General features: G+C 42.7%; 18 protein-coding genes and 2 pseudogenes. 8 read left to right on the top strand and 12 right to left on the bottom strand.

Going from position 1 to position 22420, the window contains the following annotated elements; genetic code table 11:
• The 3 genes and pseudogenes from ACED29_RS14615 to ACED29_RS14605 all read left to right on the top strand — a co-directional run.
• Nucleotides 1–183: pseudogene (locus ACED29_RS14615) on the top strand (GNAT family N-acetyltransferase); the annotation flags it as partial.
• Between the two features lie 570 nt (nucleotides 184–753).
• On the top strand, nucleotides 754–1242 hold the full coding sequence (locus tag ACED29_RS14610; protein ID WP_371697956.1) for a GNAT family N-acetyltransferase: 489 nt from the start codon (nucleotides 754–756) through the stop codon (nucleotides 1240–1242).
• A 50-nt stretch (nucleotides 1243–1292) separates the two neighbouring features.
• Nucleotides 1293–1748 carry a GNAT family N-acetyltransferase gene (locus tag ACED29_RS14605; protein WP_371697954.1) on the top strand — a complete coding sequence of 152 codons (456 nt, stop codon included), beginning with the start codon at nucleotides 1293–1295 and terminating at the stop codon, nucleotides 1746–1748.
• A gap of 1316 nt (nucleotides 1749–3064) precedes the next feature.
• On the opposite strand, the gene ACED29_RS14600 is transcribed toward ACED29_RS14605, so the two are convergent.
• The 6 genes and pseudogenes from ACED29_RS14600 to ACED29_RS14575 form a co-directional block, all read right to left on the bottom strand.
• Nucleotides 3065–6199 (bottom strand): efflux RND transporter permease subunit, encoded by a 3135-nt coding sequence (locus ACED29_RS14600; protein ID WP_182697689.1) that lies wholly within the window; start codon nucleotides 6197–6199, stop codon nucleotides 3065–3067.
• Nucleotides 6200–6211: 12 nt separating this feature from the next.
• Complete coding sequence (locus tag ACED29_RS14595) at nucleotides 6212–7726, bottom strand: efflux RND transporter periplasmic adaptor subunit (RefSeq protein ID WP_371697953.1); 1515 nt, start codon at nucleotides 7724–7726, stop codon at nucleotides 6212–6214.
• A 214-nt stretch (nucleotides 7727–7940) separates the two neighbouring features.
• Nucleotides 7941–8160: pseudogene (locus ACED29_RS14590) on the bottom strand (heavy metal-binding domain-containing protein); the annotation flags it as partial.
• Between the two features lie 105 nt (nucleotides 8161–8265).
• Nucleotides 8266–8634: a hypothetical protein gene (locus tag ACED29_RS14585; RefSeq protein ID WP_124017393.1), complete on the bottom strand. Its 369-nt coding sequence runs from the start codon at nucleotides 8632–8634 to the stop codon at nucleotides 8266–8268.
• A 248-nt stretch (nucleotides 8635–8882) separates the two neighbouring features.
• Complete coding sequence (locus ACED29_RS14580) at nucleotides 8883–9608, bottom strand: hypothetical protein (RefSeq protein ID WP_371697952.1); 726 nt, start codon at nucleotides 9606–9608, stop codon at nucleotides 8883–8885.
• Nucleotides 9608–10354: a PepSY domain-containing protein gene (locus ACED29_RS14575; RefSeq protein ID WP_371697951.1), complete on the bottom strand. Its 747-nt coding sequence runs from the start codon at nucleotides 10352–10354 to the stop codon at nucleotides 9608–9610. Before ACED29_RS14575 ends, ACED29_RS14580 begins: the two co-directional genes overlap by 1 nt.
• A gap of 525 nt (nucleotides 10355–10879) precedes the next feature.
• Here ACED29_RS14575 and ACED29_RS14570 point away from each other — a divergent pair.
• Nucleotides 10880–11443, top strand: coding sequence for a NapC/NirT family cytochrome c (locus ACED29_RS14570; RefSeq protein WP_124017396.1), 564 nt, complete (start codon nucleotides 10880–10882; stop codon nucleotides 11441–11443).
• Nucleotides 11444–11523: 80 nt separating this feature from the next.
• Here the strand turns inward: ACED29_RS14570 and ACED29_RS14565 are convergent, their stop codons facing one another.
• Together ACED29_RS14565 and rsmD are read right to left on the bottom strand one after the other, a co-directional pair.
• On the bottom strand, nucleotides 11524–11823 hold the full coding sequence (locus tag ACED29_RS14565) for a hypothetical protein (RefSeq protein WP_371697950.1): 300 nt from the start codon (nucleotides 11821–11823) through the stop codon (nucleotides 11524–11526).
• 4 nt (nucleotides 11824–11827) lie between these two features.
• Nucleotides 11828–12427, bottom strand: a complete 600-nt coding sequence (gene rsmD, locus ACED29_RS14560; RefSeq protein WP_273058949.1) for a 16S rRNA (guanine(966)-N(2))-methyltransferase RsmD — start codon at nucleotides 12425–12427, stop codon at nucleotides 11828–11830.
• A gap of 181 nt (nucleotides 12428–12608) precedes the next feature.
• Between rsmD and ftsY the strand changes: the two genes are divergently transcribed.
• From ftsY to rpoH, 4 genes are all read left to right on the top strand, one after another.
• On the top strand, nucleotides 12609–14321 hold the full coding sequence (ftsY, locus tag ACED29_RS14555) for a signal recognition particle-docking protein FtsY (protein ID WP_371697949.1): 1713 nt from the start codon (nucleotides 12609–12611) through the stop codon (nucleotides 14319–14321).
• A gap of 3 nt (nucleotides 14322–14324) precedes the next feature.
• A complete protein-coding gene (gene ftsE / locus ACED29_RS14550) occupies nucleotides 14325–15011 on the top strand; it encodes a cell division ATP-binding protein FtsE (RefSeq protein ID WP_124017400.1) in 687 nt (228 codons plus the stop codon).
• Nucleotides 15008–15973 carry a permease-like cell division protein FtsX gene (gene ftsX / locus ACED29_RS14545; RefSeq protein ID WP_124017401.1) on the top strand — a complete coding sequence of 322 codons (966 nt, stop codon included), beginning with the start codon at nucleotides 15008–15010 and terminating at the stop codon, nucleotides 15971–15973. Before ftsE ends, ftsX begins: the two co-directional genes overlap by 4 nt.
• Nucleotides 15974–16236: 263 nt before the next feature.
• On the top strand, nucleotides 16237–17094 hold the full coding sequence (rpoH, locus tag ACED29_RS14540; RefSeq protein WP_124017402.1) for an RNA polymerase sigma factor RpoH: 858 nt from the start codon (nucleotides 16237–16239) through the stop codon (nucleotides 17092–17094).
• Nucleotides 17095–17253: 159 nt separating this feature from the next.
• On the opposite strand, the gene menE is transcribed toward rpoH, so the two are convergent.
• Genes menE through menD form a run of 4 tightly spaced genes read right to left on the bottom strand, consistent with a single transcriptional unit; the run spans nucleotide 17254 to nucleotide 22404 of the window.
• The gene (gene menE / locus ACED29_RS14535; protein WP_371697948.1) at nucleotides 17254–18756 is read right to left on the bottom strand and encodes an o-succinylbenzoate--CoA ligase; all 1503 of its coding nucleotides are present in this window, start codon (nucleotides 18754–18756) and stop codon (nucleotides 17254–17256) included.
• 2 nt (nucleotides 18757–18758) lie between these two features.
• The gene (gene menC / locus ACED29_RS14530) at nucleotides 18759–19853 is read right to left on the bottom strand and encodes an o-succinylbenzoate synthase (RefSeq protein WP_371697947.1); all 1095 of its coding nucleotides are present in this window, start codon (nucleotides 19851–19853) and stop codon (nucleotides 18759–18761) included.
• Nucleotides 19853–20683 carry a 2-succinyl-6-hydroxy-2,4-cyclohexadiene-1-carboxylate synthase gene (menH, locus tag ACED29_RS14525; protein WP_371697946.1) on the bottom strand — a complete coding sequence of 277 codons (831 nt, stop codon included), beginning with the start codon at nucleotides 20681–20683 and terminating at the stop codon, nucleotides 19853–19855. Before menH ends, menC begins: the two co-directional genes overlap by 1 nt.
• Nucleotides 20665–22404: a 2-succinyl-5-enolpyruvyl-6-hydroxy-3-cyclohexene-1-carboxylic-acid synthase gene (gene menD, locus ACED29_RS14520; RefSeq protein WP_347690449.1), complete on the bottom strand. Its 1740-nt coding sequence runs from the start codon at nucleotides 22402–22404 to the stop codon at nucleotides 20665–20667. The genes menH and menD overlap by 19 nt, the downstream gene beginning before the upstream one ends.
• Nucleotides 22405–22420 lie beyond the last annotated feature (16 nt).

Genomic DNA, 22420 nt, shown 5'->3' with positions numbered 1-22420 from the left:
TTTCTAGAAGAGTTAGCTAAACATAATGGTCTCCAGTTGCTAAAGTTGGAGTCAACTTTAAATGCAGCACCTTTCTATCGCTCATGTGGTTTCGCTGGAGAAGAGATCTCTACCTATCATTCTCCAAGAGGTATTAGTTTGGATTGTATTCCAATGGAAAAGTCCTTGGGACAACTAGCATAAAAAAATGCGTCAACCCTATTTGCTATACACATGTTGTGCTGGCGACCGAACATCTGATTGCCATACATTTCCTAATTGCAAACGTTGTTTTTAGAGCGAAAAATCTAAAACGTTTCTGTCCAGCTACGGTTTAGAGTGACCGCACTAAGCAGTTATTGCCCAAAAATGAGTTATAGATTTATATCTATAAAGGTAAAACTAGTTGTATTCCCCATAAAAAATGCCACTTCCAATAGAATAGTCACAGGTTTGCTATAACACTTCAATTTTTACGGAAAGCCCTTGCCATTAGTTAGTCGTTAACGTTTAATCAAAAGTGTTAAGTAATAAACTTTTTAATTTTTACAGAGCTTACGCGTAATGGAAGTCGGGCGAGATCGCGAACGTTTATCGAGCAGCATTAGGTCATTTAACGAGCTTTCGAAGTTCGTTAAATCTCCATAGTTGGATGGTTTCTTGTTTTTTTGCTTGCAAGTTAAGCGTGGAGGTCAAAAAGTAATCACTCATGCGGTTGCCCAGATAATGGAAGGTCACCTCATTAATTTCACTAATATTGAGTATGGTACAAAAATGATAATTAGACATAGTCAGTTGTCCGATCTACAAGGGATAAAATCAATTTATGAGCAAGAACACGCTTATAGCGACACATTGCAACTGCCTTATCAATCTGACTATTTATGGACACAACGTCTAGCCAGCAGTTCAGATAACAACATCAATTTGGTGGCGGTGAAAGATGATGAAATTATTGGTCAAATATCTTTGGTAGTTATGGATAGGCCAAGGCGAAAGCATGTGGCCACATTTGGAATGGGTGTATCAAGCCTATATATAGGTATTGGAGTTGGCTCAAAACTTTTAGAGGCGGCCTTGGATCTAACCGATAACTGGTTAAATGTTACTAGGGTGGAGCTAGAGGTTTATATAGACAACAAATCTGCAATAAGTCTTTATAAAAAATTCGGATTTGAAATTGAAGGAACAAGTAAGAATTACGCCTTTAAAAATGGGAAATATGTCGATGCGCTATTTATGGCGCGCATCAATAAAAATTAATCGGGTCGCTTCGTAGAGAGAGTAATGCAGATTTTGAGTCTAGGTATACTATGATATATAAACTTGATAATTCTAATGACGACGTTGGTAATCAAATTTTTAAAGTTTTTCAAAACTCTTATAAAGTTGAAGCTCAGCTTATTAATGCTTGTAATTTCCCACCACTATCGCGAAGCATTAAAAATATAAAAAACTCAGGAACACTGTTTTATGGTTTTTATGAAAATGGATGTCTCGCAGGAGTCATAGAAGTTGTTGCAAAGGGTAAGCAATTAGAAATAGATAGTTTAACCGTTGATCCAAAGTATTTTAAAAAAGGGATCGCAGGTCAATTGATTAGTTATATTCTCGACTTATTTGAATTTACAGATGTAATTGTAGAAACTGCCGTTGCCAATGATCCAGCAATTAATTTATACAAGAAACATGGCTTTGTTGAGTTTAAACAATGGACACCAGCTCATGGCATTCGAAAAGTCGCAATGTCGTTGAAAAATGCTCTTTAACAAGCCATTCAAACAGGACTTTTCACAGTTGGCTAGGTTCCGCTTCGGTACACATTTTAGCCAACAATTATTTACCTCTTTGTGAGGCGTTACTGATAGAAATTTTAACCTGAAACTTACGAATTAGAATTAATGTTCTAACTCGAAAATGTCCATAAATGATTTAGATTCCTTGATTGAAAAAGCCTAAATTCAGCTTTGAACTTGAGGCCGTTGAAGCCTTTTTTATAAAAGAGTGCGTGAGCTGGCCCGCTAGCTTTCGTGGTACAGGTCGTTCCTTGGCATCCTGCCATCACGACATTCGTGAATCCATTCATATCAGATGTACCATCGGAAGCGATAGCATTTTCACTCTTTATTGCAAGATGGACCGAAGCCGTCTGCAAATGTAGGTCAAAGTTAAATCTGCCCCCCATGGCGACTTTTCGCAGCTGTTGTTTTGTAAAAAGCGAAAATGTTGCAGGGCAGCTGGGCTCATTCTTTTATAAAGAGTAAAGAGTAAAGAGGGAACAGCCGTTGGTTTCCTCTTGGTCTGGTGTGGGCTAAGCGCCACGACGTTAGCGGCCGTAGGCCATAAGTACAAGATATAAAATACTTTGTCATTCCGGCTCAAAAACATTGCCGGAATGACAAAGTATTTAGCCCGTGCAGTGTGGAACCTTGCGATCTTAAGCGTTAGTGATCGTAGGTCTATCTTAAATCCACTTTTGTCCAGAAATAAGTTAACTCATGTTCTTGTATAGCACTTTTACATAGCCATCAATGAAGTTGAATCGAAGAGATAAAATTCAGGTGTAGATAAGCTAGGGAGTATCCCAAATACGGATGTTTTGGTTGAGCCCACAAGGATGTGCTTGCGGCGTCTCACTGGATTATCTGCACTAAAGCCTGCGGCAGGTAATTAATAACATTGAATTAACGATTTAAAACAAACTAGTAAATATGAAATAGGTTGGGCATTACTCGGACGAAAGTTTAACTACCAGCCAATAATGGGCCACAAATAAGTTAGTTTTTTGGCGTAGAAATGGATAAGTAAACTCTGAACTTGAGGACTTTGTACTGCTCAACTAAATCCATAGACATCTTTTACTCTAAGGTAAAAAAGGCCTCAACCGGTTACGTTAAAGCCTAAACCTGCCTAATTTACATCGTCTTTGTCTGAGTTAATAATCGATTAAGCCGAATTTAAGTTCACCAAAGCAAGGCTTATACAACAATCCCCAAGCCATAAGATGACTTGGGGATTGTTTTTGCTGTAAATATTTCTGCTGTAAATATTTGTAGTCTATATCTACTTGGCGTTAACGTTTCCGCTATTGCTTAGGCAACTTGCGACCATATATCAGTAAGTAAATTGCGGGGATAACAAATAGCGATAATAGCGGCGCAGTCACCATACCGCCGACCATAGGTGCGGCAATTTTTTGCATGACTTCATTGCCAGTTCCGCTACCCCACATAATTGGCAGTAAACCAAAAAATATGGTGGCGACTGTCATGGCTTTAGGGCGAATTCGCATTACGGCACCCTCAACTAAGGCGGCAGTTAAATCCGCTCTACTGTGGTAGTTGCCGGCTTGTTTATAGGCCTTAATACTATTATTAAGATATACCTGCATTACTACGCCAAACTCCGCAGCAACCCCTGCGAGGGCAATCATACCGACCGATACCGCAACGGAAAAGTTAAAATCCAGCCCATAAAGTAGCCATGCACTACCTACCAATGAAAAAGGCAAACTTAGCATGATCACCGATGCTTGTATGACCGAATTAAATGTCATCATTAGCAGCATAAAAATCACCGCAATCATTAATGGGATCACCATTTTCATCTTAGCATCAACCCGCTGCATGTACTCGTATTGTCCCGCAAAGCTATAGTTGTAGCGCGGAGGCAGAGTAATTTGTTGCTTAAGTGCCTTTTCAGCCGCAACGATATATTCACCAATAGAAATGTCTTTGAGATCGACAAACACCCATGAGATCAGGCGGCCATTTTCACTGGCTAACATGGGGGCACCATCACTGATGTTGAGATCAGCTAAATAGCTTAAGGGTAAGTATTTCCCTGTTTTAGTCAGCACAGGTAAGTTTTTGAGTTTCTCGATATTATCTCGTAACTCTCGCGGGTAACGTATATTGATGGGATAGCGTTCTTGGCCTTGAATTGACTCACCAATGGTCATGCCACCAATAGCCATTTGCACTACATCTTGGATATCTTTTAAGGTCATGCCATAGCGTGCAGCATTTTTAAGATCTGGGGTAATATCAATATATCGCCCACCGCTACTGCGCTGCGAAAATGCTGACACTGTGCCAGGTAATTGGTTGACTACCGCCTCTATTTCAGCGCCAATACGTTGCAGTTCTTCGACATTCGAACCCGATATCTTTATGCCAACAGGTGTTCTCACCCCAGTAGATAACATATCGATACGAGTTTTAATCGGTTGCACCCAAGCATTGGTCATCCCTGGAATACGCACAGTTTTTTGCAGTTCTGCAATGATGCTTTCTAAGGTTACGCCATCACGCCATTCTGCAGTGGGTTTGAGCATAATAGTGGTTTCGAGCATGGTGAGCGGTGCAGGATCCGTTGCGGTAATGGCGCGGCCCACTTTGCCAAATACCCGTTTAACTTCGGGAACGGTTTTTATTAGTCGGTCGGTTTGCTGCAATATTTCTGCCGCTTTACCCGCGCTGACACTGGGCAATGTGGTTGGCATATAGAGCAGATCACCTTCTTCCAAGGTGGGCATAAATTCTGATCCCATCTGGCTTAATGGGTAGTAAGCACTGAATAGCACAATAATCGCCAATCCAATGGTGATTTTAGGGAAGTTCAGTACCCATTTTAGTAATGGCTGATAGATAGCAATCAATACCCGACTAATAGGGTTTTTACGCTCATCAGGGATTTTTCCGCGGACAAAATAGCCCATTAATACCGGAATTAAGGTGATTGCTAAGATTGCAGATGCGGCCATGGCAAAGGTTTTAGTAAAGGCCAGTGGATGGAATAAACGTCCTTCTTGCGCTTCAAGGGCAAATACTGGAGTAAAGCTTAATGTAATGATCAATAAGCTGAAGAACAGTGCTGGGCCGACCTCAATTGAGGCTTCTTTTACCAGTTGCCAGTGATCTTCTCCCTCAGGAGCCTTACCGTGTTTTTGACGATAATGTTCTAAATGTTTATGAGTATTTTCGACCATCACAATAGAGGCATCAACCACAGCACCAATAGCAATGGCAATGCCGCCTAAGCTCATAATGTTGGCATTGACTCCAATAATATTCATGGCGATAAAGCTGACTAAAATTGAAATAGGTAAGGTGATAATCGCCACTAAGGTTGAGCGGGCATGCAGTAAAAATAGTAGGCAAATAAGCCCAACTACGAGCATTTCTTCAAGCACTTTATGGGTAAGGTTATCGACTGAGCGCAAGATTAAGTCTGAGCGGTCATAAGTGGTGACTAACTCGACACCATCAGGTAGTCCATTACTGATTTGCTCGAGTTTTTTCTTCACATTATTAATGGTTTCAAGGGCATTTTCACCATAGCGCATTACGACAATGCCGCCGACGACTTCGCCTTTACCATCAAGTTCTGCAATGCCACGGCGCGCTGCCGGGCCGGTTCTTAATTGCGCGACATCTTTCATTAATACCGGCGTGCCGGTTTCGGACAAAATACCTAAGGGAATTTCAGCAAAGTCAGCAATGGTCTGGCGATAACCACTTGAGGTGATCATATATTCTGCTTCGGCCATTTCAATCACCGAGCCGCCAGTCGAACTATTGGAATTATCTAAGGCATTTTTAATGGTCATTAAGTCGATTTGATACAAAGCTAGCTTATGCGGGTCGACGACCACTTGATAAGTTTGTTCCATACCACCGACGGTAGCAACTTCAGATACTCCTGCAACACTTTGTAATTCAAGCTTTAAAAACCAATCTTGTAATGAACGTAATTGAGCTAAATCATATTGTCCGTTGCGATCGACTAAGGCGTATTGAAAAATCCAACCTACACCAGAAGCATCTGGCCCAATGCTTGGCGTAACGCCGGCAGGCAGTTGATCTTGGGTTTGAGACAAGTATTCTAATACCCGTGAACGTGCCCAATAAATGTCGGTGCCGTCTTCAAAAATGACGTACACAAATGAATCGCCAAACATTGAAAACCCACGCACCGTTTTAGCACCGGGCACGGCAAGCATGGCCGATGACAATGGATAGGTAATTTGATCTTCAACCAATTGCGGTGCTTGGCCTGGGTATGACGTTTTAACAATCACTTGCACATCGGATAAGTCGGGAAGCGCATCGAGTGGTGTCATGCGCATCGCTTGATAACCCACTAAGGCGATAACGGCCGTGAGTACCAACACCATAACGCGTTGTTTTATTGAAGCACTGATAATTTTTGCTAACATTGTTGTGCTCCTTTAGTGCTGGTGAGCATCTGTCGCAGTGGCGTTTATTGGCGCATTACTTAAACGCTGTAAACTGCCTTGAATACTGGCTTCTGAGTCCAATAAGAACTGCCCTGAAATAACCACTTTGTCATGTTCATTCAGTCCCTCTAAAATTTCGGCTCTACCGTCTGCCATCATACCAATTTTGACTGGCACCGAAGCAAAGCTGGTATCACTGCGCTGCACCACAATACGGTTCTCACGTCCGGTAAGAATCAGCGCTTCAGTTGGTACAGTGAGCACGTTATTTTTAGGCAAACCATATAAGGTCACATCCACTAAGCTACCGGGTCTAAGCTTGTCGTGATGATTATTCAGTTTGATCCGCACTCGCATTGCGCGGGTGACTGGGTCTAATTCGGGGTAGATGTAGTCAATGGTTGAGTCGATATCAAACAGTCCTTGCGCCGCGGCACTCACAGTGACTTTACGACCTTGTTGTAACCAATTTTGTTCGTTTTCAAACACATCTGCAATCACCCATACGCTGTCTAAATTAACGATTTCAAACAAGGTATCACCTGGCTGAATGTACATACCATCGCGAACGGTTAATTTACTGATAAAGCCATCTTGCGGAGCATAAAAAGGTACTTTAAAAATGGTTTCACCGGTTTTTTCTAAGTGCTTGATTACAGAGCTATCGACACCGAGTAGTTCTAAGCGTTTGCGTGCTTTGCGTAATAAACTACTGCCCCGTTTTGTATCTTGTTTAAGGTAGTCTTGTGCTTGGGAATAGTCGTCTTGGGCAGTGACCAGTTCGGGCGAGTACAGCTCATATAAAAGTTGGCCCTTTTTTATTTGTTGTCCCACGTTATTTACCGTTAGCGTTTCTATCCATCCGGTTGCGCGTGTATGCACATGGCCAATCGCATTTTGGTTATATTCTACTGTGCCTATGGTGTTAACTTGGCGAGATAAGCTCGTTCGTTCGACGACATGACTTCGCATGCCTAATGCCTGCTGCATGCCGCCAGATACACCGACCACAATTTCTTGGCTTGGGTCTGTCACGGTCACTTTTTCAAGGTTCATACCACAGATAGGGCAAGTTCCAGGTGCATCGGATATCACATGTGGATGCATAGGACAGACATATTTTACATTGGTGCTATCGCTCTGATTGGCTGTCGGCATTAATTTAGTTACTAATGCGGGTTCAGGTTGACTAAACACCTTATCTGCTTGGTTTTTTTCTACAGAAGCAGCACTTTGCATGTTTGCCATTGGCGCCTGAGTGTCGTCAACTGTGGATTCTTCTTCCTCCTCTTTGACGACGAGAAACATATTACAAATTGGACAGGTTCCCTCTTTATCACTGATCACTTCAGGGTGCATCGGGCAAGTATAGGTTTTACCAGCTTGTACCTGATGCTGGGCATGATCGTGCTCTGCGCCATAAACGACAGGTGATGTCATAGTAATAGGGATTATTACCCCAACAAACGCGCCTAGTAGCACACTAGAAAGTGGTAATTTCTTCATAACAACCTCGATATTCATCATGACGATACTGACGATCGTCATGATGAGAAACACTAAAAACAATTATATTGAACGTACGCAATGCACAAGGATAATCAATTAAACTTGTTTGCTATGCTTTGTTCTACTGGGATAGCGTTTTGCATGTTTGTCATCGGATGCTGCATGTTTGCCATTGGATGATGAGTGTCGCCAGCGCTGGACTCAGCTTGCTCCTCTTTGACGACGAGGAACATATTGCAGATGGGACAGCGTCCCTCTTTATCGCTGATCACTTCAGGGTGCATCGGGCAAGTATAGGTTTGACTGGCTTGCGACTGATGCTGGGTATGATCGTGCTCTGCGCCATAAGCAACAGGTGATGTGAGAGCTGCTGGGATGATGACACCAACGAATGCGCTTAATAGCACGCTAAAAAATGGTAACTTTTTCATAATAACCTCGATATTCATCATGATAATACTGACGATCGTCATGATGATAAACGCTAAAAAACAATAGTATTGACTGTGCTCAACGCACAAGAATGATCAATTGAATTAAGCGATAGGAGGGCGGAACGCAGGAGGGAAAGCGATTGATACACGGTTAACAACCATCGCAAGCGGTGCAGGATAGACCGGAATATTAAGCATCGCCAATGGCATATCAATTAGGTTAGCGGTAAACGAAATAGTCAAACAGTGGTTACAATCCGGACTACAAACACCGGAACCATTACAACAGCTGGTTTGCGGTAACGATGCAGCAATGGATTCATCCACATTATTGACAGCACTTGGCATATCATGGCAATTCTTCATTGCCCCGTGCGTCATAGTTGTTGTGGTGTTGTCAGTGTTAGCGGACATTTTTTGAGCCATTTCTGCATGGGCCATTGGCACCATCAAACTGTCATTAGTCAGCAACCCCTGTCCGACAAGTGCGAACAAAGTGATTATGATGATCCAATAGTTTGACTGCTTTGCTCTCATTTAGCCTTAACCAAGTCGTTTTATGGGGTTAGCTTAACAGACCTTTACTTCAGTAAACATCTTTCAAGTAATAACACATTATATTCATTAATCTGAAAATGATGATAACGCTTTTATGACCATTATCGTGTGATACACATTCCATTTCATTAATTTAGGGTCCACTTAGGTTTAAAACGGCATTATTTACCTTTTAGTTTGAGCCGATACCTGTTGCGCTTGAGCATATCAATCACCCAAATTAATCCACTGAAGGTTAACCATAAAGTGATAAATGCAAACATCATAATAGGGATGTTATTAAAACTGCCTTGATTGGTGTAATCCATAAAGTGCAGCATAAAAAATACATCGGCTAAACGTGTATGTTCATCACTGTGGCCGACGAGTCGACCCGACTGCGCTTCAATATACACGCTGGTGGTAATGTTATCGGCAAAGTTTATCTGCCAAGTGTCATTGTGCTGTTTTGGAAAGTCGTCTAATGGTGGGGTGAGTAAGCGAGTTGAACTGATTTCGGCCTCTCCAGAGTAGGACGCTTTGGCCAGCTGTTGTGCCAATGTGGTATCAATTACGACTGGGTTACCGTCATACGCATCAACTAAGGTGTAGTCATGGTTAAGATTATTGTATAAGCCTTTTTCATGGGTTAATAAGTAGTAAGGCTTACCTAATAAAGTCATGAGGTTCAGTGACACGCTAGGCTTAAATGTGGCCAAAATAGTGCTAGGTTCAAGCAAACGATGAGTTTCTATTACCACTTCAGTGTGAGTATCGTTAAGGTGGGTAAGACCTTGGGCTTTATTGTGATCCATGAGATTAAAATACAGGCCGCTGATTAACCATAGCAGTAACTGAATCCCTACAATGACAGATGCCCATTTATGCAGTTTTCTGACCCAAAGCATTAGGCAACCCCACTGTGTTTACGCTTACTCAACATAGGCTTGCGTTTGTTTTTAGTATGACGTAATACCCTGAAATACGTCAAGGTTAACCCGCTAACGGTAGCTAAAGTTGAGAACAGTGCTATCCAGAATAATAATTGATTATCGATTTCTTCAGCATCGCCATAATCCATCACATGAAAGCGAAACATCCAGTCGAATAAACGCCAAAATGCATGGCGCTTTGCTACTACTAATCCGCTGTCAGCAGAGATATAAATTGATGGTGCGGAAAAGTGGTCGAAATTAATTCGCCACGCAGGTAAGTGGCGAGCACTAAGTTCAAAAGGCGGATTATCGGTCAGTAAACTCACGTCGGTAATAGGCTCATTACCAAGGTAATAATATTGGGCTAATGCAATGGCTGTTGTTTGATTAAGTGGTGATAAACGTTCCCCGGTCTGGGCATTTAGCATTAGCTGCTGAGTTGCTGTTTTGGTCGGAATGGCAAAGCGGTATACGTCTTGTTGCATCAGTTTACCGACGCTTATTTGCTCTGCTTTAGGGTAAGTTTGTAACAGTTTTGCCAATGAATACTCTAGTTTATCGGGGTTGATTTTTGTCTGGGGGTTACTGATCAGCGAATCACCATGAATATAGTCAATATGCATAAACACCATATATGTACCTGTCACTGACCAAATAACGAACTGTAGTCCGAGAAAAAGCATTAGCCATTTATGGAGTGATCTTGCAGTTTTATGCATTCAAATTAACCTTATTATTTTTGTTGGTTTGGTTAAAAAGCGTTTTATGCGAGTCAATCAGGCTTAAATGACCATCGAGTTAGCATTAGCGATTAAGTGACTCATAGTTTGCAGCAATTTATGTTAATCGTGAAGCTAAACAAGTGCTGTCAACGGACGACAATAGCCGTACCTTTATCCAAGAAGATGTATTGACTTAAATTTGCTGTGGTTAATATTTTGCCTTAAGTGTTATCAGCCGCTAGCCAAGGGCGAAGGCTTATAGCCGTAGTCAAATTAGGTGGCTTTTAATTCATTTTTTCGCTCAGCATTATCTTTATTGACCGCTTGGTTAACTAAATTTAGTCATCGATATTTATTTCGGTCATGTATGTGCAAAAGTCGAGACCTAGCTCGCACTTTAGACATTTTTTAGATAAATAATTCTCAAAATAGCGACTAAAATCAATTTTATAATTTCGAATAATCCTAAACTAGACTTATAAATATTAGAAATTCCTTTTTTGCTATTACGGAGATTGAACAATGAACTGGCGTGCACTATTTAAACCAAGCGCGAAGTACTCGATTATTGCCCTTATAGTGGTTGGTGTAATAGTGGGTGTCGTAGGTTATTTCACAACACAACAAACTTTGCATGCAACAAGTACCGATGCTTTTTGTATGACATGTCACCGTGACCATTCGTTAAGAGATGAGGTTATGGCGTCAGCTCATGGTGGTGGTAGAGCCGGTGTCACAGTGCAATGTCAAGATTGTCATTTACCACATGGCCCATTTGATTATTTAGTTAAAAAAATTATTGTTTCTAAAGATTTAATTGGTTTAATGACCATTGATGGCTTTATGACGCAAGAATGGTTAGATGAAAACCGTAAAGAACAAGCTGATTTAGCATTAGAATACTTTCGCGGTAATGATTCAGCTAACTGTCGCCATTGCCACACTCGTATTTATGAAGATCAGCCAGATACGATGAAGAAAATGGCCGTAAGAATGCACAGTATGAACTTTAAAAAAGCACCAGAAGACAGAAAGACCTGTGTCGATTGTCATAAAGGTGTCGCGCATCCTTATCCTAAAAAGTAATGTGCCGATATTGTTAACTAAAAAACCTCGTTAAATAACGAGGTTTTTTTATACCAATGGTTCAGCTTCTCGCCGTTTGATTATTTGTTGATGCTGTTAATAAGCGGGTTAGAGTGCTGTGAATGATACTGCTCAAATAGCGCAAATACTCCCCAAAGCAAAATCGCCCGATAATGTGGCGCAGGCTTGTTGTTACGGGGATTTTTTAAGAATGTGATGAGTACTAGTAGCAGGTGCATCACCGCGGTAATGCAGGCTAATACATTAATAAAGAGCAAAACGTCTGCGCTGAAAATAAACCAGCCGTAAGCCACCAAACACCACATCGACAAAGTAGCCGTTTTACCAATAAGTACAATATCGTTTATTGATATCGGCATTGACTTAATCGGCCGATAATTCGGTATTGTTCGGCTGATATTGGTACAGTCGATAACATACTTGACCTGCCTTTTTTTCTTTTAAGGCAACCCAGGTTGCTGGCACATTGAATGAGGTCAATTCTGATTCGGTTTCGAGATAAATTTGTGCATTAGGATTTAACCATTGATGTTGCATCAATAACTCAATGGTGTTGTTTACTAAATCTTTACGAAACGGCGGATCGATAAACACCATATCAAATCCTGTTGTAGTGCCTTTTGCAAGTATTTGTAAACTATCGCCATTAATAACCTGTGCATTTTGGCATTGCAGGGTGGCAAGATTTTGTTTTAGCTGATTAGCCGCATTTTTTTGCAGTTCAATCATGGTTGCAAAGCTGGCATAACGGGATAAAGCTTCGAGGGATAATGCGCCACTGCCAGCGAAGCAATCAAGTACTCTGGCGCCACGAATATCGTTAGCAAGCCAATTAAATAAGGTCTCGCGCACACGATCGGTTGTTGGGCGTAAACCTTCAAGATCATGTATGGGTAGCTTTCGAGATCGCCATTGACCTGAAATAATCCGCACCTGACCGCTGCTGGTATTTTTTTTAGCCATCTCATCCTCGTGATTTTGCCTGAACAAAGAAAAAAGAAAGTGGTAGACTATGCCACAATCTGAACCGTCGTTATTTTATATCAAACTTGTGATTAAATGTGAGTATTCATCATTTTACTGGTTAGAGATGCAACAAACGGCTTCAACTGAATTTTTAAGCATATAAATACTGGTAGCAAACATGGCAAAGAAAGGTTTTTTTTCCTGGTTTCGTAAAGATAAGCCCGTCCCTGAAGGTGAAGATCAACAACAGCTTGATGTTGATAAACAGCATGACATTGCTACAGAGGCTACTGAACAACCCCAACATGCTGAGCTGCACAAGCAAGCCGATGACACCGCCCGTATAGAAGAAACCGAGCGACTGGAACTTGAGCGTATCGAACAAGAGCGCCTCGAGCATCAGCGTCTAGACAATGAACGCGCTGAGCAAGCTCGTATTGAGGCAGCTCGTATTGCTGCAGAACGTCAGGCCGCAGAAGTGTTAGCAGCCCAAAAGCTGGCAGCCGAACAGGCGGAGCAACAACGGCTTGAGCATGAGCAAGCAGAGCAGGCTCGAATTGAGGCTGATCGTATTGAGGCAGCACGTATTGCTGCAGAACGTCAGGCCGCAGAAGTGCTAGCAGCCCAAAAGCTGGCAACCGAGCAGGCGGAGCAACAACGGCTTGAGCATGAGCAAGCAGAGCAGGCTCGTATTGAGGCTGATCGTCTTGAGGCAGCTCGTATTGCAGCAGAACGTCAGGCCGCAGAAGTGTTAGCAGCCCAAAAGCTGGCAGCCGAACAGGCGGAGCAACAACGCCTTGAGCATGAGCAAGCAGAGCAGGCCCGTATTGAGGCCGAGCATATTGCTGCGCAAATCTTAGCTACTGAAGCGCTAGCCGCCGAGCAGTTAGTTGAACAACAGGCTCCAATAGAGTCGATTGCGTTAGAAGAACAAGATGAGCCTCAAGCTAAACCGCAGAAAGAAGGTATGTTTGCCCGTTTAAAGCGTGGCTTGATGCGCACCAGTGAAAATATCGGTTCAGGTTTCATTGGCTTTTTCCGCGGTAAAAAAATTGATGATGAGTTATTTGAAGAACTTGAAGAACAATTATTGATTGCCGATGTTGGCGTAGAAACGACGACTAAATTGATCAAAAGCCTCACCGAACATGCATCACGCAAACAACTTAAAAATGCCGAAGCACTTTATGATTTAATGCGTGAAGAAATGCAAAAAATGCTCGATCCGGTAGCCGTTCCTTTGGTTGCCGAAAATGCTAATGGCCCGTTTGTAATTTTAATGATTGGTGTCAACGGCGTGGGCAAAACCACCACCATAGGTAAGCTCGCTAAACAGTATCAAAGCCAAGGTAAATCTGTCATGTTAGCAGCGGGTGACACTTTCCGCGCAGCAGCGGTAGAGCAGTTACAAGTATGGGGGCAGCGCAATAATATTCCGGTAGTGGCACAACATACTGGTGCTGACAGTGCTTCAGTCATATTTGATGCCTTACAAGCTGCTAAAGCACGTAAAGTTGACGTATTGATCGCCGATACCGCTGGGCGTTTACAGAATAAAAGCCACTTAATGGAAGAGTTAAAAAAGGTGTTGCGAGTAATGAAAAAACTCGACCCTGATGCTCCCCATGAAGTGATGCTAACCTTAGATGCGAGTACCGGGCAGAATGCCATTAGCCAAGCGCAACTCTTTAAAGAAGCGGTTGGTGTGACCGGCATTACCATCAGTAAGTTAGATGGTACCGCCAAAGGTGGGGTTATTTTTGCGATTGCCGATAAATTTTCTATTCCGATCCGTCATATTGGTGTGGGTGAGCAAATTGATGATTTGCGTACCTTTAACGCCAATGATTTTATTGAAGCATTATTTAGTCAGGATAAAACGGACCAATAATATATGATCCAATTTGAGCAGGTCAGTAAAGTCTATTCAGGGGGCCAAAAAGCCCTTATGGATGTCAATTTTCATCTTCGACAAGGTGAAATGGCCTTTTTAACTGGCCATTCTGGTGCAGGTAAAAGCACTTTGCTCAAATTGATTACCGTGATTGAACGTGCCACGGCAGGTAAGGTGTCTATTAATGGGCATAATATTGCGAATGTAGGGCCGAAACATGTGCCCTATTTACGACGTAATATCGGCATGATTTTCCAAAATCATCACTTGCTGATGGATAAAACTGTCTTTGACAATATCGCCTTACCGTTAGTGATTGAAGGCTTTACCCATGGTGAAATTCGTAAGCGTGTCGCAGGTGCTCTCGACATGGTCGGTTTATATGGCAAAGAACGACATTTACCGATAATGCTGTCTGGTGGTGAGCAACAACGCGTCGGTATCGCGCGCGCTATCGTTAATAAGCCTCCTTTACTGCTAGCCGATGAACCTACGGGTAACTTGGACCCTAAATTATCGATGGATATTTTACGCTTATTTGAGGCCTTTAATGACTCAGGTACCAGCGTGCTTATTGCCACCCATGATTTAGGTCTTATCGCGCGCATGAAATACCGTACTTTTACGCTGCGTGAAGGACGAATGCTTGGTGGGGAACGTTCAGCTGCTGAGGAGAATATGCGATGAGTAAAAAACCGAGTATTACTCAAAGTAAATTACCCTTGAGTGGCCGAATAGTGATGTTTTTTATTCGTCATGTGCAGCAAGGCATGTCGAGTATGGGCGAACTTTGGCGCAACCCAGTATCATCTATTATGACCATGGCTGTATTGGGCGTGAGTTTAAGCTTACCGGCTGCACTGCAGGTATTGGTTAAAAATGCCGAAAATATCACTCAGTCTTGGAACAGTGCCGCAGAAATTTCATTGTTTATTAACAAAGGGCGCAGTGAACAATCTATTCAAAGTTTATTGTCGCGCATTAAAGCTTTTCGTGAAGTTGAATCAGTCACTTACATTAGTCGCGAGCAAGCACTAGAAGAGTTTCAGCGTTTATCTGGTTTTGGTGAGGCGCTGTCATATTTAGATGAAAACCCATTACCTGCTGTAGTTACGGTAACGCCCTCGCTTAAATACTCTAGTCCAACAGGCGCACGTGAGTTATTGGTAAAATTAGAACGCGAATCCGAAGTTGATTTTGGTCGTTTAGACATTGAATGGCTAGAACGTTTGCAAGCATTGCTTAAGTTACTTGAAAAAACCGTGTTAGCGATTGCCACTTTATTGGTACTCGCAGTGGTATTAGTGATTGGTAACACCATTCGTTTGGCGATCATGAATCGTCGAACCGAAATTGAAGTCATGAAACTCGTCGGCGCGACAGAAGCCTTTATCCAACGGCCATTTTTATATACTGGGATTTGGTATGGCGTGATAGGCGGGATTTTGGCGTGGCTGATTATTAATGTGTTAGTGTGGTATCTTGATGGTGCTTTAGCCGAGTTATTGGGTTTATACGGTAGTGAGTTAACGATTCAAGCATTAACATTTTCTGAGTTGATTAAGCTGGTATTACTGGCCTCATTTTTAGGCTGGTTGGGATCGTATTTGTCTGTACGTCAGCACTTACGTAGCATTGAACCGTCATAATAGCAGGCGTATAATTATCGGCAGCTGATAATAAATGAACCTTTGTTCACTTGCTTTGTGGCTACCTTGCGGTAAAAATGTTCACCTAGTTGAACCTTATTTGACATATGATGTCATATAGTTGATAGTTTATCGGCTAAATCGAGTGAGCCTCGTTTCTTTCTCAACTATAGTGTTGTTAGCTGATAGTGTTGTGAACTAACAGACTCGACTCATCGTATTGAGTTAGCTGAAATATATTTTTGAATGTAGTAGGAGAGCGAATGACTTATCAAACGCAATCAATGGCGCTGGCTGTACCACACAGCACTAGCAGTCTAGAAGCGTACATCCAGTCTGTGACCAGCATTAACATGTTGGATGCGGATACCGAGTACGACATCGCCAAGCGTTTACAAGAAAATGGCGATCTACATGCTGCAAAGCAACTAATTATGTCCCATCTTCGTTTTGTTGTGCATGTTGCCAAAGGTTACTCAGGATACGGTTTGCCGCAGGCTGACCTTATTCAAGAAGGTAATATTGGCTTGATGAAAGCGGTTAAACGCTTCGACCCTGATGTCGGGGTGCGTCTGGTGTCTTTTGCCGTGCATTGGATTAAAGCTGAAATTCATGAATACGTGTTGAAAAACTGGCGTATTGTGAAAGTTGCGACCACAAAAGCACAACGTAAGTTATTCTTTAATATTCGTAAATCTAAAAAACGTTTAGGTTGGTTTAGCGACGCTGAAGTGACTATGGTCGCGGAGAATTTGGGAGTATCGAAAGCTGACGTGACCGAAATGGAGTCGCGGATGGCAGCCCAAGATCCGGCTTTTGACTTAACCAATGACAGTGATGATGATAATCATGATTTTGCCCCAGCATTGTATCTAGAAGATCATTCTTCAGATTTGGCCGATCAGGTTGAACATGCTAATTGGGAAGCTGATTCTCAAGCACGTTTATTATCAGCTATCAAAACCTTAGATGAACGCAGTCAGCACATATTACGTGCGCGTTGGTTAGATGACAATAAAGTCACCTTGCAAGAGCTTGCATCGACTTATCAAGTGTCTGCTGAACGTATTAGACAGCTAGAAAAAAATGCTATGAACAAGCTTAAATCTTGCATGGAGTAATACTCCAGCCTGTTTGTTGCTCAATTAAAACCTGCTACGGCAGGTTTTTTTATGGCTAAAATTTGCAGTGTCGTTTACGCGGCATTATCTGTTGCAGGTAACGTGAGTCTAATAAACTGCTATGGCTGATAGCCACTTTGTTTAGGGTATCGCTATGAATTACTGCGCTGTTTTTGATGCGCTTATCTGCGGTTGAATTGCCGCAATAATGCTTTTTCTAGGCACTTTTAACCCACTTGAAACCACATTTTGTGGCCAGACAAAAAACTGCCTAGGACGCTTGAAGCGTGCCAGTGTTGATTCTACTAACTGACTCAGTTGCAAGTTGACAACGTCTATATCGATCGCCATTTTATTATGGTCACAATGGAGGTTATGGTTGCTCCCAACGTTATGGCTATTGTCTACTGCGCAATAATCAATAATAGCGCCAGGTAAGTGACCAAACGTCGCATCGGTTACTGCAAATACAATTGCCTGGGCAACATTAGGATGGCTTAATAACACAGCTTCAATTTGTTCTGGATGAATATTTTCACCGCCACAGATAAACATGTTATCCACTCGCCCTAAAATACTGAGCTGCCCTTCAGGATCTAATTGGCCCTTATCATTGGTACAAAACCAGCCTTGATCATCTAATGGTAAGGTTAACCCTTGCTCGGTTAAATAGCCTAAAAATAAACACTCACCTTTGACGTAAATAACGCCATCTTTCAAGCTAAGCTGTCTTGAAGGTAAAGGATACCCATGATGGCCTAATAAATTCGCTTTCGCTGTGGTAATTTGCGAACTCATTTCTGTCATACCATAGCTAGTGTAAGCATTAATGTTTTGCTGCTTTAGCGTCTCAATAAGTGCGGGTTCTATGACGCCACCACCTAAAAGTAAGGCGCTGACATTGGCAAATGCATCAGGTTGCTGTTGCAGTATCTGAATCGCTTGGGTGGGCACTAATGACACATGAGTAATATGGTTGTCAGTCAGTTGCTCAGCCAGTGGCTGTGCGGAATTTCGTAGCACAATGCAAGCGGCGGCTAAGGTGCAGCGATGAATAATGGCTAAACCACCAATGTGAAACAGTGGCAATGATAATAACCAAGTGTCAGATACCTTAAGAGCAATGAAACTCGCAGACCCTCTGGCGCTGCTCAGATGGTTGTTTAAACAATGGACCGCTGCTTTTGGTGGGCCACTTGAGCCAGAGGTGAGAATAATGTTTGAAGCTATATAGGGTGATATTTCAGCGTTGTGGCTTGCGCCTTGAGTTAAGGTTTTAGGCAGATCAATAACGAGCCAATGGCGGATTTTTATTAGCGTTTTTCTGGAGGGAGTATCGGTCCAGAGCCATTGCAGATCAAAGCGTTCAATAAGCTGATTGATCTGCATATCGGCAAATCTAGGCGACAGAGGTAAAAATACCCACCCAGCATCAACGCAGGCCCAATACAGACAGATCATCTCAATATTATTGTGGGATAAACATGCGACTATGTCGCCTTGCTTGACGCCTTGAGCTTGTAATTGTTGCCCTACATGATGGACTAAACCACTTAAGCGAGCGTAGTTGATCCGAGAGTTCACATCTTGGTCTAAAGTGGTGGCTTCAATGGCAATGGCGTTCGGGTAATTTAACCCTGCTTGATGCAAAGGTGACATCATGATTAATTCACCTTGTTTGAGTCACGAGCTTGGCCTATATGCATCAGCGGCTCTAGTACTTGCTCATTGAGTTGCGGTGATAGTTCTGATGTAGCCAACAGCAAGGGCTGCGTAAAGGCGCTTAATGTATCAAGGCCCGGTGACTCATCAGGGGTTAAAGCTTGGCTTACCAAGCGTAAGTCGTTAATGCCCATATTCGCTTCTAAGCTTGAGCTTAATATACAACGTACCCCCTCAATATGAGCTTGGCTTATCATATTTTGCAATTTCTCCAGCGAACCCAATAACATGGGTTTGATGATTAATGCGCCTAAACCGGGTTGTTGTAAGGCGACATCTAGATCAAACTGAGGCGAGTTGAGTGATTCATCAAGCGCATATTTAATCCCTAATTGGCGATATATCTGTCGATTATCGTTAGGGTTAATGCAAGGCTCTTCAATGTATTCAATTTTGTGTTTGGGTAAGCAAGCTAAAAAGTCGATAGCTTGTTCAAGACTAAAGCCTGCATTGGCATCTAAACGTAAAGTGACGTGCGGTGCGATAGCCAGTATTTGATACACAAATTGGATCTCGCTTGCCATGTCGGTTTGAGCCACTTTAACTTTAACGCTGTTTATGTCGCCTTGTGTTAGGAGCTTTTGGGTCATAACCTCGATTGACATACCATCATAAAGTAATGGAACTACAGCTGATTGTGTATCAGGATTATCGATGCGAATAGGCAATTTATGAGTTAGTTTTGCATCCAATAAGCTCAATGCAAATGCTAGCGATGGTAGCGACATCTGCTGGGCCATGTCATTTAATATCGCCAAGGGTTGATCAATTAAATTTGCTAACACATGCTGCAGTTGCCATTGCACCTCAGCAAGGGATTCTTGGCTAAACCCGCTGATAACTTGGCTATTAATGTCCAAGCCTGACAGTGGCGCGATTTCAACCCAAGCTGTTTGCTGGTTGTTGAGTTGGATCTCGAGCACCAAGCCTTTACGACAATCAATTCGTTGCTTACCTACAGGTAAATAAGGGGTAAGCTCAATTTGATACTGATACAGGCTACAACGGCTGATGGTTAAGTGGTCAAGTAACGACATTATTGCTCCTTTAAACCGGTTAACGGTTCTGGGCATAATAACGCCAGTAAGGTATCGGTAAATAAGTCAGGGTGCAGGCTGTGAATATTATGCCCTGCAGCATGCAAAGGCTTTAGCTGTAAGTGTTGAGCAGAATCGGCGAGTGAAGCCTGCCAATCGATAGCCACTTGTGCAAACTTTTTATCATCTACACCATAAATAAAATGACACGGGCAGTTAAGGCGATCAAGCACCGTTCGACAGTCTTGTTGCAAGCTCAGTGAGGTTGTTATAAAGCAATTAGCCAAGCGTTGAGGATCGTTAATCCGCCGTATAGCGATAAGTTGTTGTTTTTGATGTTTACTCAAGTCGCTAAAAACAGCTTGCTGATACCACAGGCTGAGAAAGTCCGTTATGGGTAAATACTTGAGTTTGTTCGCCCACAGGTTATCGCTTTGTGATCGAGCCGCTTGCTGCTGAGAGTCTTGCAAACCAGGATGAGCAGATTCTAGGGTTAAGCTTAAGAGTGAATCTGCAAAGTCATCGGCAATATGCAGTGCAATTCGCCCCCCAAGAGAATAGCCGAGTAAATGAAACTGCCTATAGCCCATGGCATGTATTTTACTGACGAGCAGCTTTGCAGCTTGGTGCAACCCCGGCGAGTCTAAAGTGTCGATATTCTCGCCATGACCAGGTAAATCAATACAAATACAATGAAAATATTGGCTTAAACGTGGCATTAAAATAGACCAGTCGTCTTTACTGCCCAAAAAACCATGCAGCATCAGTAATGCGGGTAATTGTGGTTGGCCAAAACGACGGATCATCACCATTAGTGTTGTTTCACCCATTGGTTGATTTGCGTTATTTGATCGCTCGCTTGAGTTGGGCTGACATTAACTTCAATGACTGACGCACAATTGAACTCAAAGGCTTCATGATAAGCCTGATTAAACGATTCAATGTCATCTGCTTGTCGATAAGCCAAACCAAACATGGCGGCACCATAGCCAAACTCTAAACCATGACTTAAGCGATAAAAATCATTACGCAGGCTTTCATTAGGCACAGGCAATAAATTAAAGATATTGCCGCCATCATTATTGAGAATAACCAGCACAAATGGTTGAGTCATTTGCTTTAATAATGCCAAGGAATTGAAATCATGCAAGCAAGACAAGTCGCCCATAACTAGGGTAGTTGGTGCATTTTTATCTGCAGCAATACCACAAGCGGTGGCAATTAAACCATCAATACCCGACGCGCCACGATTGGTATAAATTGCCGGTGTGTTAGTGGCAATTGGCGCATACATATCATAGAGGCGAATCGGTAAACTATTACCAATAAACAGTACATCTTGGTCTGTTTGCGCTAAAGCGATTGCACGTATCACTTGCGCTTCACCAAAGGTTGTATTGTCTATTTGTTGTTTCAGTAGCGACTCTAACGACTCATTTAGCGGTAATAATGCTAATGCCCAGTTGGCCTGTGATGAGCGTGGCCAAGGTAGCTGGCATACGGCTTGAACACTGGCTTGAAAAAAGTCTTTGGCTTGATGGGCCGGATCTAAACGATCGCTGTACTTACCTATTTGCCAATAGCTATGCCAATTTTGCTGGGCAATATATTGAATTAATCGTTTGGAAATAAAGCGCCCACCAAACACTAATATCCGCTCAGCTTGTTCAAGTTGTTTGTTGGCTTTAGCGTTTAATAATAACTGATCAACGTGACCAATTACCCCAGGATGCTGGCGCAATTGTGATTGCGCATCGACCAATACTGGCCAGCCTAACTTTTGCCCTAATGCGACGATTTGCTGAGCATTATCCTCTGGAGCTAAAGTTCCTACTATTATCACGCCTTTACCATGAACAAAGCGCATTAAAGTGTCGGTAGACGGTAACTCAGCACTGGCTGGACGAGCATAACGAGTCAGTGGCTTTGTGGTTTCAAACCATTGGTTTAAGGGCGCAAGATACGTTGATGTTGTTACACTAGCCGTTTTCTTCACATGAGCTAATGTGACCAATTCTGCGGGGTATAGAGGCTCGCGGTACATACAATTTATGTGTACTGGTTGATGCTGGTTGGCCACAGCGTGATCAATAGTACTCAGTAATGCACTCGCCGGATAACCCAGATCAGGCGTCGGTAAATTAACTTGCTTGGCGTATTGCGCAAATATGGCGGGCTGAATAATCGCTTGATTAGCACCGCAATCAATCAATTCAGGCGGTCTGTCACCCGATAAAATAATCAACGGCACATGGGTTAACCATGCTTCTACAATGGCCGGGTAAAGGTTTGCCACCGCAGTACCTGAAGTGGTAATGATGGCGACAGGCGCATTGCTGGCCTTTGCCAGTCCGAGGGCCATAAATCCTAATCCACGCTCATCAAAATGAATGTGGCGTGTCAGTAAGGTTTGACTCGCAGCGGCCAATGTTAACGGAGTAGAGCGAGAACCTGGTGCCATACAGACATGCTTAACTCCTAAGCGTGCCAGTTCCTCCAAGATCAATTGACCCCATAACAAATTCATATCGGCGCTGGTTTGTTGTTGCATATCGGCTCATATTACA

The sequence above is a fragment of the Shewanella sp. 5S214 genome, assembly GCF_041439795.1.
Taxonomy (GTDB): Bacteria; Pseudomonadota; Gammaproteobacteria; order Enterobacterales; family Shewanellaceae; genus Shewanella; species Shewanella vesiculosa.
This window is presented reverse-complemented; position numbering and strand designations above follow the sequence as displayed.